Annotated in this window: 13 protein-coding genes and 1 pseudogene; 7 read left to right on the top strand and 7 right to left on the bottom strand. The window is 68.1% G+C overall.

Annotation, left to right across the window (positions count from 1 at the left end; translation table 11 throughout):
• Window positions 1-11 precede the first annotated feature (11 nt).
• Window positions 12-1,067, bottom strand: coding sequence for a LysR family transcriptional regulator (locus FOZ70_RS32480; protein WP_346656425.1), 1,056 nt, complete (start codon window positions 1,065-1,067; stop codon window positions 12-14).
• On the opposite strand from FOZ70_RS32480, the gene FOZ70_RS32475 reads away from it, so the two are divergent.
• From FOZ70_RS32475 to FOZ70_RS32465, 3 genes are read left to right on the top strand one after another with little or no spacing between them, the layout of a single operon-like run.
• Complete coding sequence (locus FOZ70_RS32475; RefSeq protein WP_219707573.1) at window positions 1,047-2,234, top strand: M20 aminoacylase family protein; 1,188 nt, start codon at window positions 1,047-1,049, stop codon at window positions 2,232-2,234. The two genes, FOZ70_RS32480 and FOZ70_RS32475, sit on opposite strands and share 21 nt — an antisense overlap.
• Before the next feature lie 60 nt (window positions 2,235-2,294).
• A complete protein-coding gene (locus tag FOZ70_RS32470; protein WP_021163632.1) occupies window positions 2,295-3,467 on the top strand; it encodes a porin in 1,173 nt (390 codons plus the stop codon).
• 13 nt (window positions 3,468-3,480) lie between these two features.
• Window positions 3,481-4,773: an MFS transporter gene (locus FOZ70_RS32465; RefSeq protein WP_069254790.1), complete on the top strand. Its 1,293-nt coding sequence runs from the start codon at window positions 3,481-3,483 to the stop codon at window positions 4,771-4,773.
• Window positions 4,774-4,874: 101 nt separating this feature from the next.
• On the opposite strand, the gene FOZ70_RS32460 is transcribed toward FOZ70_RS32465, so the two are convergent.
• Together FOZ70_RS32460 and FOZ70_RS32455 are read right to left on the bottom strand one after the other, a co-directional pair.
• On the bottom strand, window positions 4,875-5,936 hold the full coding sequence (locus FOZ70_RS32460; RefSeq protein WP_042978074.1) for an alkene reductase: 1,062 nt from the start codon (window positions 5,934-5,936) through the stop codon (window positions 4,875-4,877).
• 81 nt (window positions 5,937-6,017) lie between these two features.
• On the bottom strand, window positions 6,018-6,326 hold the full coding sequence (locus FOZ70_RS32455) for a helix-turn-helix transcriptional regulator (protein ID WP_027789442.1): 309 nt from the start codon (window positions 6,324-6,326) through the stop codon (window positions 6,018-6,020).
• Between the two features lie 510 nt (window positions 6,327-6,836).
• Between FOZ70_RS32455 and FOZ70_RS32450 the strand changes: the two genes are divergently transcribed.
• Genes FOZ70_RS32450 through FOZ70_RS32440 form a run of 3 tightly spaced genes read left to right on the top strand, consistent with a single transcriptional unit; the run spans window position 6,837 to window position 8,981 of the window.
• Complete coding sequence (locus tag FOZ70_RS32450) at window positions 6,837-7,517, top strand: HAD-IA family hydrolase (protein ID WP_059589192.1); 681 nt, start codon at window positions 6,837-6,839, stop codon at window positions 7,515-7,517.
• Window positions 7,518-7,528: 11 nt separating this feature from the next.
• A complete protein-coding gene (locus FOZ70_RS32445; RefSeq protein WP_196487340.1) occupies window positions 7,529-7,783 on the top strand; it encodes a hypothetical protein in 255 nt (84 codons plus the stop codon).
• Window positions 7,784-7,811: 28 nt separating this feature from the next.
• Window positions 7,812-8,981 carry an alpha/beta fold hydrolase gene (locus FOZ70_RS32440; protein WP_059619235.1) on the top strand — a complete coding sequence of 390 codons (1,170 nt, stop codon included), beginning with the start codon at window positions 7,812-7,814 and terminating at the stop codon, window positions 8,979-8,981.
• A gap of 113 nt (window positions 8,982-9,094) precedes the next feature.
• Here FOZ70_RS32440 and FOZ70_RS32435 read toward each other — a convergent pair whose 3' ends face one another.
• The 4 genes from FOZ70_RS32435 to FOZ70_RS32420 form a co-directional block, all read right to left on the bottom strand.
• Window positions 9,095-10,234 (bottom strand): patatin-like phospholipase family protein, encoded by a 1,140-nt coding sequence (locus FOZ70_RS32435; protein WP_021163627.1) that lies wholly within the window; start codon window positions 10,232-10,234, stop codon window positions 9,095-9,097.
• Window positions 10,235-10,457: 223 nt separating this feature from the next.
• Complete coding sequence (locus tag FOZ70_RS32430) at window positions 10,458-10,919, bottom strand: cupin domain-containing protein (protein ID WP_219707572.1); 462 nt, start codon at window positions 10,917-10,919, stop codon at window positions 10,458-10,460.
• Window positions 10,920-11,011: 92 nt separating this feature from the next.
• Window positions 11,012-11,344, bottom strand: coding sequence for a cupredoxin family copper-binding protein (locus FOZ70_RS32425; protein ID WP_021163625.1), 333 nt, complete (start codon window positions 11,342-11,344; stop codon window positions 11,012-11,014).
• 25 nt (window positions 11,345-11,369) lie between these two features.
• A complete protein-coding gene (locus FOZ70_RS32420) occupies window positions 11,370-12,314 on the bottom strand; it encodes a metallophosphoesterase (protein WP_059494822.1) in 945 nt (314 codons plus the stop codon).
• Window positions 12,315-12,569: 255 nt separating this feature from the next.
• On the opposite strand from FOZ70_RS32420, the pseudogene FOZ70_RS32415 reads away from it, so the two are divergent.
• A pseudogene (locus tag FOZ70_RS32415) lies at window positions 12,570-12,908 on the top strand (inorganic phosphate transporter); the annotation flags it as partial.
• Window positions 12,909-13,151: the final 243 nt, after the last annotated feature.

Genomic DNA, 13,151 nt, shown 5'->3' with positions numbered 1-13,151 from the left:
GCGATCGGGTGTCAGCGCAATGCCGGGCTTCCGGCCGCCGGCAGCGACGCGAACGCGGCCTCCACGTGCGCCAGAAAATCGGACGCGGGCCGCGTCAGTTGCAGGCCGGGCGGCGTGAGCCGGTACAACTGAAGCGGTGGCGGCGACATCGGCAACGGCAGCGGCGTCAGCTTCTGGCCGAACACGGTTTCCGCGAGCGACAGCCGGGTCCACGAGAAAATCGCATCGTTGGTCATGAGCAGGCTGTAGAACAGCGCATACGACGTGCAGCGCGTGATGCAGCGCGGCGGGGGCAGGCCCGCGTGTTCATGCAGGTCGCGGATATAGGTGGGGAAGTTGTCGCTGGCGTCGGCGTGGATCCATTCCGCGTCGCGCAGCGCCTCGAGCGATGTCGCGCCCGCGAAGCGCCCGTTCTCGCGGGTGACGAACGCAGTGTCGAACGTGCGGATCGCCCTGATGTCGACCGACTCGGCAATGGGGCCCGTGACGGCGACGAAGGCGAGATCGAGCGTGCGATTGCGCAACTGTTCCGTGAGCAGGTTGAACGTCAGTTCCCGAAGTTCGCATTCGACGTTCGGCCAGTGGCGGCGGAAGGCGGCGTAGGCTTCCGCAAAGCCCGTCACCGCGACGATCGGCGTGAAGCCGATCACGAGCCGCCCGTCGCGCAGCCCCTTCATGTGCGCCATGTCCTCGCTCGCCCGTTCGAGCTCGCGCACGACGGCCTGGGCGCGCCCGAGCAGTGCGTCGCCTTCCGGCGTCGGCACCACGCCCCACGGTTTGCGCTCGAGGAGCGTCACGCCGAACTCATTTTCCAGTTCCTGGATCGCCTTGCTGATGGCCGGCTGCGTGACGTGCAGGGTCCTGGCCGCGGCCTTGATGCTGCCGGCCGTCGTGACCGCGACGAGTGCGCGCAATTGATGGATTTTCATGATGCGGAAGATATTACCAAAAGTTATCTGTATCAAAATTCGTGAGTTTTTTGACCCGAAACGCGTCTCTATGCTTGGCCGGACGGTCGCGAGGCGGCCGATTCCACGGAGCCATCCATGACGCAGAACCTTGCTCACGTACTCGCGGCGATTCGCGAGTCGGAGTCCCGATTCGTTGCGATCCGCCGCGACATCCACGCCCATCCCGAACTCGGATTCGCCGAGACCCGCACCGCGCGACTCGTCGCCGAACAACTGGCCACATGGGGCTACGACGTGACGACGGGGGTGGGAGGCACCGGCGTCGTCGGCCAGTTGCGGCGCGGCGCGTCGGTGCGCACGCTCGGCCTGCGCGCCGACATGGATGCGCTGCCGATCGAGGAGGCGACGGGGCTGCCGTATGCGAGCACGGTTGCGCGCACGATGCACGCATGCGGTCACGACGGCCACACGGCGATCTTGCTGGCCGCCGCCCACTATCTTGCCGAACAGGGCCGTTTCGACGGCACGCTCAACGTGATCTTCCAGCCGGCCGAGGAAGGGCTCGGTGGCGCGAAGCGGATGATCGACGACGGCCTGTTCGAACGTTTCCCGTGCGAACGCGTGTATGCGCTGCACAACGCGCCGGGCGTGCCGGTCGGCCATTTCGCGTTGCGCTACGGGCCGATGATGGCGTCGTCCGATTCGGTGACGATCACCGTGACGGGCAAAGGCGGCCATGGTGCGATGCCGCAGCTCGCGAGCGACCCGATCGTCGCGGGCGCGCAAATCGTGACCGCGCTGCAATCGATCGTCTCCCGCAACGTCGATCCGCTGAAGCCGGCCGTCGTGACCGTCGGCACGTTCCATGCGGGCACTGCCCCGAACGTGATCCCGGCAACGGCGACGCTGCAGTTGTCCGTGCGCGCGCTCGACGCGACCACGCGCGACGAAATCGAGGCACGGATCCGCCGGATCGTCGACGCGCAGGCGCAGGCGTTCGGGATGACCGCGCAGATCGAATACCAGTCGATCTCGCGTGTCGTGGACAACGACCGTGCGGCGTCGGATCTCGCGGTGGAGACGATCGCGGCGCTGGCCGGCGAAGGCGCGCTCACGCTGTTGCCCGATGGCGTGATGGGCAGCGAGGATTTCTCGTGGATGACCGAATGCGCACCGAGTTGCTACGTGCTGGTCGGTAACGGCGTCGATTCCCGGGGCGGATGTTCGGTGCACAACCCGCATTACGACTTCAACGACTCCGCGCTGAGCTGGGGGGCGGCCTATTTCGCCGGGATTGCCGAACGCTTCCTGAAGATGGACTGACGAAGGCGCAAAGAAGACGCGCCGGCCGGACCCGGGTTGACTTGACGATAAGGATGACGAATGAAAAAGCGATTTGCATTAGGCGCGGCCTGTCTCGCGTTCGGCGCCGGCAACGCGCGCGCCGTGCCCTATCAGGACGTGTTGCTGGCGGCGGTGCCCGAGTACAACGGCAGGATGACGGAGGGCGTCGCGCTGTATGGTTCGCTCGACATGGGGATCAACTACCAGACGGTCGGCGGCCGTTCGCTGTGGCAGACGCAGAGCGGCGGCGAGTGGACCTCCAAGTTCGGCTTCTTCGGCCGCGAGAACCTCGGTGGCGGCTGGCGCGCCGAGTTCAACCTCGAAAGCGGTTTCCTCGCGAACAGCGGCGCGCAGCAGGATGCGCAATCGACGTACAACAGGCAATCGTGGGTCGGCCTGTCGTCGGACAGCTACGGCCGGTTGCGTCTCGGCAAGCAGATCGGCACGGCGCTGCCGCTGTTCATCGACGTGTTCGGCACGGTGGGCACGAACTCGGTCTATACGTGGCTGGGCGCGGCAGCCGTGCAGACGAGCCGCGGCGTCGGCTACAACTCGGACCTCGGGCCGGGGGCGACGCAATTGCCGGCGCGCGTCGACAACGCCATCACGTACCGTACGCCGATCGTCGCGGGCACCACGTCGCTGATGCTGATGCTTGCGCCGAGCAACGTGGCCGGGCGGGCACCCGCGGCGTCCGCGCAAGGCGCGCTGCTGCAGTGGTACAACGGCACGACCTATCTGGCCGCGAGCTACAACCAGGTGTGGGGCGTCAACGGGGCGAGCACCGTGCGCAACGACCTGTACGGGCTCGGCGCCGTCTATGACACCGGGCGGATCGTGCTGTCCGCATCGTTCAACCAGTACGCGCCGAAGCTGGCCGGCGACGGCATCGCGCGCGTCTACACGCTCGGCGCGATCGTGCCGTTCGGCGTCAATGCGATTCGCGCGTCGGTCGTCTATCGCGATACGTCGGGTGTGCGCGACGCGGCCGGCCAGCCGGCCAGGGATTCGGCACTCGGTGCGATGCTGGGCTACGACTACCTGCTGTCGAAACGCACGGGCCTCTACGCGCGCGCGGGGTTCATCCGCAACTACGGCATCTCGACCGTGTTGCTGAACGGCAATCCGCTGCCGACCGAACCGGGCGGAACGGCACCGCGCACCGGGACGACACCCGTGACGCTGTCGCTCGGCATGTATCACAACTTCTGAACGGGAATTTCCGATGCATACCCTGAATCGCACGGCCGCTGCGCCGGTCGAGTCCGGGCCGCGCGTAACGCGCCGCACGGTCGTTGCGGCCGCACTCGGCAACGGGCTCGAATTCTTCGACTTCACCGTCTACAGTTTCTTCGCCGCATTGATCGGCAAGCTGTTCTTTCCCGCGTCGAGCGATCTAGGCGCGCTGATGCTGTCGCTCGCGACGTTCGGTGTCGGGTTCGTCGCACGGCCGCTCGGCAGCGTCGCGATCGGCGCCTATGCGGACCGTGCCGGCCGCAAGCCCGCGCTCGTGCTGACGGTCGCATTGATGGCGCTCGGCACCGGGATCATCGGCTTCGCGCCGACCTATGCGCAGATCGGCATCGCCGCGCCGCTGCTGATCGTCGTCGGGCGTCTGCTGCAGGGCTTTTCGGCGGGTGGCGAAGTGGGGGCCGCGACGACCCTGCTGATGGAGTCGGGTGACACCGGCCGGCGCGGCGAGCGGGTGAGCTGGCAGATGGCGAGCCAGGGCGGTGCGACGCTCGTCGGCGCGTTCGTCGCGCTGACGCTGTCGCGCGCACTGCCGCCCGACGCGCTGCACGCGTGGGGGTGGCGCGTCCCGTTCGTGCTCGGTCTGCTGATCGGCCCGGTCGGCTTCTACCTGCGGCGCCATCTGGACGATACGCTGCCGCACGCAGCGGCCGGCGCGCCGCGCGAGCGTGCGCGCATTCCGTGGCGGCAGGTCGCGGCCGGCACGCTGCTCGTGATCGGCGGCACCTCGACCACCTATACGATCGTGTTTTTCCTGCCGTCGTTCCTGACGCTGACCGTCGGCATGCCGGCATCGGTGTCGCTGCTGTCGGGCTGCGCGGCCGGTGCCGTGCTGCTGATCGGTTCGCCGTTCGCGGGGCGGCTCGCGGATCGCGTGCGTCGTCGCAAGCGGCTGGTGGGCGTGACGTGCGTCGCGTCGGCCGTGCTCGTGCTGCCGGCGTTTTACGCGATGAAGATGTGGCCGTCGGCGGGCACCGCGGTTGCGGTCGTGATCGTGCTGATCGGCTTGATGACACTGTCGAGTCCCGCCGGCTTCGTGATGATCCTCGATGCGTTTCGGCCCGAGGTGCGGGCGATGTCGCTCGGGATGATCTATGCGCTCGGCGTGACGATTTTCGGCGGGTTCGCGCAACTGATCGTCGGCGCGATGTGGCGCGCGACCGGCAGCTTTTACGCGCCTGCGTGGTATGTGCTGGGATGCAGCGTCGCGAGTCTGGTCGGTCTGGCGCTGTTCGCGGAAGCGTCGGACGTGGAAGGCAGGCGGTGAACGGGAGGGGCGGACACGTGACGTGCCCGCCCTGGAGATGGTGTGCGCGACGAACGGACGGGCGGGGCCGCTCCGTTCATCGCGCGTGCGCTGTCGCGCAATCAGGCCGCGTCGCTCAGCGCCGGGTAATCGGTATAACCCGTTTCGCCTTCCGCGTAGAACGTCTCCGGCACCGGCTGGTTGAGCGGTGCGCCGAGTTCGAGGCGGCGCGGCAGGTCGGGGTTCGCGATGAACAGCTTGCCCCATGCGATCGCGTCGGCGTTGCCGCTGGCGAGCGCGGCTTGTGCGGTGTCGAGCGTGAACTGCTCGTTGGCGATCAGCGGGCCGCCGAACGCTTCCTTCAGGCGCGGGCTCAGGTGGTCGCCCGAATACGATTCGCGCGTGAAGATGAACGCGATCTTGCGGCGGCCGAGTTCGCGCGCGACGTAACCGAACGTGGCCGCCGGATCGGAATCGCCCATCGTGTGCGCGTCACCGCGCGGTGCGAGGTGCACGCCGACACGGCCGGCGCCCCACACGTCGATCGCGGCGTCGACCACTTCGAGCAGCAGGCGTGCGCGGTTCTCGATCGGGCCGCCGTACGCATCGGTGCGGTGGTTGGTGCTGTCCTGCAGGAACTGGTCGAGCAGGTAGCCGTTCGCGCCGTGGATCTCGACACCGTCGAAGCCGGCGGCCTTCGCGTTCTCGGCACCCTTGCGGTACGCGGCGACGATGCCCGGGATCTCGTCGAGTTCGAGCGCGCGCGGCGTCACGTACGGGCGCTGCGGACGCACGAGGCTCACGTGGCCGCCCGCGGCGATGGCGCTCGGCGCGACCGGCAGGTCGCCGTTCAGGAACACCGGGTCGGAGATCCGGCCGACGTGCCAGAGCTGCAGCACGATGCGCCCGCCGGCCGCGTGCACGGCCTGCGTCACCTGCTTCCAGCCTTCGACCTGTTCGTCGGACCAGATGCCGGGTGTGTCGGCATAACCGACGCCCTGCGGCGTGACCGACGTCGCTTCGGTAATGATCAGGCCGGCCGATGCGCGCTCGCGGTAATAGCGCGCCATCAGTGCGTTCGGCACGCGCGTCGTACCCGCACGGGCGCGGGTGAGCGGCGCCATCACGATGCGGTTCGGCAGGGTCAGGTCGCCGAGGGTAACGGGGTCGAACAGTGTAGGCATGGCAGATAACCTCTTCACGAAAGGCGGGGAAGCCGGCGCGTCATGTGCGGCGGCGGCCCGCATGGCCGGTTCGGCCGTTGGCTAGAGTTCGCGGCGCAGTGCGTCGTGAAATGCGTCGATGACGGCCTCGTTGCGCTGGAAAAACGCCCACTGGCCGATCCGCGTCGACGTCACGAGCCCCGCGCGCTGCAGCGTCGCGAGGTGCGCGGAGACGGTCGATTGCGACAGCCCGCAGCGCGCGTCGATCTGGCCCGCGCAGACGCCGTGTTCATACGGCAGCGTCTGGTTCGGGAAATGCACGTCCGGCGTTTTCAGCCAGGCGAGGATTTCCCGGCGCACGGGGTTCGAGAGCGCTTTCAGGATCGCTTCGATGTCGAGTTCGGTCGGCATGGACAGGTTTGGCGTTTCGCTCGGGTAACGAGGTATCGTCGATGGGCGAATCTTATATCGGAACTTGACGATATGTTTGAAAGCATTGCCGGCAATAGGGTTGATAGCGAAGGGCGATTGCGGGGACAGAGCAAGGCGACCGCGAAGGACGTGGAGCGGAGCCGCCGTCCCGCCACGCGCCATCCGGCCCTCAGTCGGGCACGTCGACGATCTCGTTCCTTCCCTGCGTCGCATCGACATGCGCGAGCGTATGGGCACGCGTATCGCGGGCGGGTAGCCGCGAGCTTCGGCAACTCGAGCAGCGCCTCGTCGCCGGATCTGCCCGGGCGACGCACCGCGTTGCGCATCCTGTGGGATGCTACGCGGCGAGGCGCGACCCGGACGGGTTCGACGCGGCCGATCGCGAGTATTCCGGCCAGGCGCGCCGATCGATCGACGCGCGGGTGCGCATCGCAACGTCATGCCGGTTCGTCCATCGCGCACGAACCTTTTTTTTTGCGGAGTCCTTTCATGTCTGTTCGGGCCGTCATCTTCGATTTCGATCTGACGCTGGCGGATTCGTCCGCCGCGATCGTCGCGTGCACGGAGTACGCGTTGCATCAGCTGGATGCCGCCGGCGCGACGCCGGCGCAGATCGCGGCCGTGATCGGGCTGCCGCTGCACGAGATGTTCCGCTCGCTGACGGGCGAAACCGAGCCGGCGCGGGCCGACGCGTTCGCGCGGCACTTCGTGGTGCGGGCCGACGAGATCATGGTGCGCGGCACGCGCATCTATCCCGAGGTGCCGCCCCTGCTCGCGCGTCTGCGCGAGCAGGGGCTCGCGGTCGCGATCGTTTCGTCGAAGTTTCGCTACCGGATCGAGGCGATCCTTGCGCTGAACCAGTTGCAATCGCTCGTCGACGTGCTGATCGGCGGGGAAGACGTGCAGCGTCACAAGCCCGATCCCGAAGGGCTCGTGCTGGCGTTGGCGCGGCTTGGTTTGCCCGCTCGTTCGGCGATCTACGTGGGCGACCACGCGGTGGACGCGCAGGCGGCCGAGCGCGCCGGCGTAGCGTTCGTCGGCGCGGTGAGCGGGATGACGTCGTTCGACGGATGGGCACGCGCGGGCAGGCAGGCGGTCGCCAACCATATCGGCGAACTGGACGCGATCGTGCAGCGGATGCAGTGCGACTCGTCCGCGGCATCGGGCTGACGCGCCCCTGGGTGGCGCCCGCGCCGACGCGCCGCGAGTCGCGTTGCGCCCATTGCCGAGGCGGGAATCGCGGTGTCGAGCACGCGTTCACTGCCGAGGGTGGCCGCAACCGCCGCGTCGGCGAGCGGGTCTTCGACTATTCGCTCTGCTACGATCCTCAACACCATGCGCCCGCAGCGGATATCGGCACGCTGCCCGATTCGCCGCGCGTGCCGGTGTTCGACCACCCGGCCATCGGCGACGGATTTCGCGACCCTCGCCGTTAAAGTCATATCCGCCCCTCGATCCGTCGCCATGTCACTCATTTCCGTCGCCTTCGCCAACCTCCGGTTCTCGTGCGTGCTGCCGGCCGCCCGAAAACTGTCATGCGCCGTTTCGCTCGCGGCAGCCTGTGCCGCCATCGGCATGCCGGGCGGCGCGCGTCCGGCCGAAGCCGCCATGCTCACGCAACGCGAACGCCTCGAGGCGCCGGTCAAGGCCGTCGCCGGCCAGCGCGTGGCCGTCGATACGCCGCAGGGCAATGCGGTGCTGCCCGTCTACGCCGATCGTCCGCTCGACCAGGCCGCGCCCGATGTCACGCGGGTCTTCGTCGTGATTCACGGCACGCTTCGCAATGCCGACGCGTACTACGCATCGGGGCTCGAGGTCGTCGACAAGGCCGGTGCGGCCGGCAAGGGCACGATGGTCGTCGCACCGCAGTTCCTGACGCGTGCCGATACGCGCGCGTTTTCGTTGCCCGCGCAAACGCTCGCCTGGACGCAGGAAGGATGGAAGGGCGGCGACGCGGCCCGTCAGCCGGCGCCGATCAGTTCGTTCACCGCGCTCGACGCATTGCTCGCGCATTTCGCCGACCGCAGCCGGTATCCCGCGTTGTCGAGCGTGGTCGTGATCGGCCATTCCGCCGGTGCGCAGTTGCTGCAGCGCTATGCGGTGGCCGGGCACGAAGGCGACGCGCTGGTACGGGCCGGCATCGCCGTGCGTTATGTGGTCGCGAACCCGTCGAGCTACCTGTATTTCGACGACGAACGGCCGGACGGCCAGGCGATCGCAGGCGGCACCTGCCCGCGCGCGAACGAGTGGAAATACGGGCTGGAGTCGGCACCGCCCTATGTCGCGTCGCAGGACGTGCGCGCACTCGAAACGCGCTACGCGGCGCGTCATGTCGTGTACCTGCTCGGGCAGGCCGACACGAACCCTTACACGCACTTCATCGACCGTTCGTGCGCGGCGATGGCGCAAGGCCCGTATCGGCTCGCGCGCGGGCTCGCGTATTTCGACTACCTGAAGAAGCGGCATCCGGACGATCTCGCGCAGCAGGTCGTCGAAGTGCCGGGCGTCGGGCACGACAATCGCGGCATGTTCACGTCCGCCTGCGGGCTCGCCGTGCTGTTCGGGCAGGCGCTGCCGCAATCGTGTCCGGTCGTCGCCGGTACCGCGCCGGCCGTGCGCGCGGAATTGCCGTAAGCCGTCGTGCCGTCGTCGTGCCGTCGTGTGATAACCGCCGCGTCGACGATCGAACGGAGGCCGAGCGCGCGTGATTTCGCCATGCTGCCGGCGCGCGATGGCGGCGCCGCGCGTCAGGCCGGTGTTTCGGCGCCCGGCGCCGCGTCCGGGTCGAATACCGTCAGCCCTTCCGTCGGGTCCGTCGGCAGCTCCCACGGACGTGCGGCGATCGCCCGCCGCGCGGCGTCGTAACCGGCCTGCCGGCGGGCCGCGATGCCGGCCGGCGTGAAATCGATGTCCTTCAGCTGATTGTCGCTGGCGAGGCGCGGCGCCGCGAGCTTGACCAGGTGCATCGTGGTTTCGCATCCCCACGCGGCGAGCCGGCGCACGGCCGGCGACGCGCGTTCGGCTTCCGGCACGTGGCGGGCCAGTTCGCGGATCACGTGGCGCAGCCGGTGGATCTGCTGCTGGCGTGCGATGTGGCTGTCGGTGCGGCTCGCGTACTGGATGTCCTTCTGTCGCTCTGACACCTGCCAGATGCTCTCGGGCTCGGGGCCGGCCGGATTCCACATCTGCACCGAGAAGATGACCGAGCTGCGGCGCGGATTGTCGTCGAGCACGACCTCGACCGGCGTATTCGAATACACGCCGCCGTCCCAGTAAGGCTCGCCGTCGATCCGTATCGCCGGAAACGCGGGCGGCAGCGCGCCCGAACTCATGATGTGCTCGATCCCGAGCCGCGTATCGCGCGAATCGAAATAGCGCATCGTGCCGGTGCACGCATTGACCGCGCTGACGGTCAGGCGCGGGCGGCCCGCGTTCAGCAGGTCGGGGTCGATCAGCGACGCGAGTGTGTCGCGCAGCGGTGCGATCCGGTAATACGACGCACGATCGACGCCGAGGCGCACCATCGGCCCGAGCCACGATGCCGGATTGGGCTGGAAGAATCCCGCGATGCCGCCGCCGATGATCATCAGCTCGGCCAGCATCCGGTCCCAGCCGGGCACCAGCGGCGGGACGTCGAAACGGGTTCGTTCGGTCACGCGCCGCCAGAACGCCGACAGCCTGTCGTAACGCTGCTCCGGCGGATTCCCGGCGATCAGCGCCGCGTTGATCGCGCCGATCGACGTGCCGACCACCCAGTCGGGCCGTATCCCGGCTTCGTCCATCGCCTGAAACACGCCGAGCTGGAACGCGCCCAGTGCGCCGCCGCCCTGGAGCACGAGCACGACTTGTCCGGGGAGGTTCATGCGTGCCGGTTCGCTCGCGGTCATGGCTCGCCTCGCTGCGTGTGAAGGTGGGTCGGAACCGAATGGCTCGATTCAGTGTAGGCGATGGCCGGCGGGGATCGCGCGCCGCGCAACGGCAATTCGCGCCTGCTTCGCCGGTCGCTTCCGGCGCTTCCGGTGCTTCGGCGCGGTGGTCGGCGTCGCGAAGCCGGCGCCCGGCGCTCGGCGCGCGCGCCGTGCTTCGCGGTGCATCCGCGAGCGACCGGCGTCACGCGTCCGGGTAAGGCGTGCCGTCCTTGTGCAGGAACCGGCCGTCGCGGCTCGGGCTCATCATGTCGATGTCGGGGCAGGTGATCACGTCGTCCGGTGAGCGCGAGCCGACCTCGAGATAGACGGCGAGCGCCTCCGACCGGTTGACCAGGTGATGGCCGTCGCCGGAGCCTTTCGGAAACGCCGCGCAGTCGCCCGCGCGCAGCACGGTTTCGCCGTCGTCCTCGATCATCACGAGTTCGCCTTCGAGCACGTAGACGAATTCGTCTTCGTCGGAATGCCAGTGGCGCTGCGCCGACCAACCGCCCGGCGGCACGCGCATCAGGTTGACGCCGAAATCGCGCAACCCGCCGGCGTCGCCGACGCGCTGGCGGATGCGCTGCGCGCACGGCGCGTCGAACGGCGGCGGATAGCCGCTGCCGCGGCGTTCGGGCACGGCGCTGAGATCGATCCTGGGCATGGGCGGCTCCGTCGGCCACGCGGGCGAATGGGATGCGGGCATTGTAGGCGCCGCTGCCCGCCATTCGTCCGCGCATGTCGTGGTGCGCCGCGTCATTCCACCGTGATGGTTTCCTTCATGTACGGGTGAATCCCGCAGAACACCTTGTAGACACCCGGCTTGTCGAAGCGGAACGAGTACGTGTCGCCCTGGTCGAGCGCCGACGAGTGAAAGATGCCGGCGTCGTTGACGACCGTATGCGGTTCCCCGTCGAGGTTCTTCCACGTGACCGTCGTGCCGGCCTTGATCGTGGTCGACATCGGCGAAAACATGAAATTGCGGATCGTCACGAGCGGGCCGTCCGGGCCCTGGGCGAATGCGGCGAGTGGGGCGGTGGCGCACAGGATCAGCGCCGCGACGAGGCTGGCGTGCTTGAAGCGGGTCATGTCGGTCTCCTTGCGGTTCGGTGCGTCAGGCCAGCGTTGCATCGTGCAGCGACGACGCAACCGGATGGCCCGCGAATTCGACGGTCGTCACGCCGAGCATCGCGGGCAGCCGGTCGCGCGGCACGGTGAGCGGCACGGGGCCCGGGCCGTTGCCGGCCGTCGGCTGCGGGAACGCGGTGGAGCGCGCGGTGTGGAACGTCACGTTGCCCTCGACCTTCGACACGATCTGGTGGATGTGTCCGTTCAGCACGGTGACCGAGCCGAAGCGTCGCAGCAGCGCCATCGTCTGCGGCGCGTCGCCGGTGCCCCAGCCCCACGGCTCGTAGATGGTCCACATCGGCATGTGCGAAAACACGACGATCGGCGTGCTCGACGAGCGGCCCTTGAGATCCTGCGCGAGCCACGCGAGCTGGTCGTCGCCGAAGCTGCCGAGCCCGTTCGGCTTGAAGTGCATCACGTTGACGAGGCCGATGAAGTGCACGCCCGCGTGATCGAAGCTGTAATAGCCGCGGTTGTCCGACGCCTTGCCGAACCGGCTGAAATATTCGGCGCCCGAACCGTCGGTGACGTCGTGCTCGCCGGGCACCGTATGCAGTTCCGGCACGCGCAGCGCGGACAGCAGCTGCGACGCGTGGTCGAACTCCTCGGCCTTGGACAGGTGCGTGATGTCGCCCGTGTGGATGGCCAGCGCGGGCATCGCCGGCATCCCGTTGACGAGTTCGATCGTCTGCTTGAGCGTGGCCGATACATCGGGATTCGCATCCTTGTTGAAGCCGATGTGCGTGTCGCTGACCTGTACGAACAGCGGCTTGCCCGCGTTGGCCGGGAGCGCGTCGCCGGTCTGCGCGAGCGCCAGGTCGAACGGCGTCAGGATGCCGCCCGACAGCGTAAACAGCGTGCCGAGGCCGCCGAAGGCCATGCACTGCAGGGCCTTGCGGCGCGACGGGCGGGTGGGGGTCGATGAAGACATGGGAGCCTCGCAATCGTGTGACGAAACGGGACGGCCGGATCGTCCTGGAATAAACCGGCGCCTTCGCGTGCCATACCGGCGAAGCGGCGGATTTATTCCCGCGCGCGACACGGTCGATCACCCGTGTTCACGGATTGCGCGGCAATGCGCTGTTCCTGAAAGATGACCTGTCAATGTCCTGTAAGTGACACGTCACATTTGCGTCACGGCCGATCGATAGCCTGCCACTCCGAGTCACCTCTCCGGAGCCCCTTCATGCCGAATCTCGCGGCAACGGAAACCAGCGGTGCGGTCAGCAACCGCACGCGTGCCGTCAGCCTCGCGCTGTTTTTTCTGATCATTGCCTGCGGCATCGTCTACGTCGGTGTTCATCTCGGCGCCGATCTCAGCCCCGTCAAGGAAAGCTCGGCCCTCCCGTTCCTGCTGCTGATCGTCGCGCTGCTGATCGCGCTCGGCTTCGAATTCGTGAACGGCTTTCACGACACCGCGAACGCGGTCGCAACCGTCATCTATACGCATTCGCTCGATCCGCACCTCGCGGTCGTGCGGTCGAGCCTCCGGAACCTGTTCGGCGTGCGCGTATCGAGCGGCTCGGGCCTGCGCCGGGATGCGGTGCATAGCCTGTTGCTCGCGTGGGTGCTGACGCTGCCCGCATCGATCGCGCTGTCGGCGGCGTTGTACTGGGCGCTGCACAGGCTGTTCTGATTCGCGCCGGGGGGCGCGACGCCCGGCCGCGCGGGACGCGGCCGGACCCATCGACTTTCAATTCGACACAAGACGCTACCGATGGATCTCCGTTTCTTCGACCCGAACCGTACCGCCCACGCGTCCGCGTGG

The sequence above is a fragment of the Burkholderia sp. COPS genome, from assembly GCF_019425585.1.
Taxonomy (GTDB): domain Bacteria; phylum Pseudomonadota; class Gammaproteobacteria; order Burkholderiales; family Burkholderiaceae; genus Burkholderia; species Burkholderia cepacia.
This window is presented reverse-complemented; position numbering and strand designations above follow the sequence as displayed.

Bases quoted from the DNA above. Each gene is read 5' to 3' on its own strand.
- FOZ70_RS32475 (WP_219707573.1), top strand. From the start codon at position 1,047: ATGACGCAGAACCTTGCTCACGTACTCGCGGCGATTCGCGAGTCGGAG.
- FOZ70_RS32470 (WP_021163632.1), top strand. From the start codon at position 2,295: ATGAAAAAGCGATTTGCATTAGGCGCGGCCTGTCTCGCGTTCGGCGCC.
- FOZ70_RS32465 (WP_069254790.1), top strand. From the start codon at position 3,481: ATGCATACCCTGAATCGCACGGCCGCTGCGCCGGTCGAGTCCGGGCCG.
- FOZ70_RS32460 (WP_042978074.1), bottom strand. From the start codon at position 5,936: ATGCCTACACTGTTCGACCCCGTTACCCTCGGCGACCTGACCCTGCCG.
- FOZ70_RS32455 (WP_027789442.1), bottom strand. From the start codon at position 6,326: ATGCCGACCGAACTCGACATCGAAGCGATCCTGAAAGCGCTCTCGAAC.
- FOZ70_RS32450 (WP_059589192.1), top strand. From the start codon at position 6,837: ATGTCTGTTCGGGCCGTCATCTTCGATTTCGATCTGACGCTGGCGGAT.
- FOZ70_RS32440 (WP_059619235.1), top strand. From the start codon at position 7,812: ATGTCACTCATTTCCGTCGCCTTCGCCAACCTCCGGTTCTCGTGCGTG.
- FOZ70_RS32435 (WP_021163627.1), bottom strand. From the start codon at position 10,234: ATGACCGCGAGCGAACCGGCACGCATGAACCTCCCCGGACAAGTCGTG.
- FOZ70_RS32430 (WP_219707572.1), bottom strand. From the start codon at position 10,919: ATGCCCAGGATCGATCTCAGCGCCGTGCCCGAACGCCGCGGCAGCGGC.
- FOZ70_RS32425 (WP_021163625.1), bottom strand. From the start codon at position 11,344: ATGACCCGCTTCAAGCACGCCAGCCTCGTCGCGGCGCTGATCCTGTGC.
- FOZ70_RS32420 (WP_059494822.1), bottom strand. From the start codon at position 12,314: ATGTCTTCATCGACCCCCACCCGCCCGTCGCGCCGCAAGGCCCTGCAG.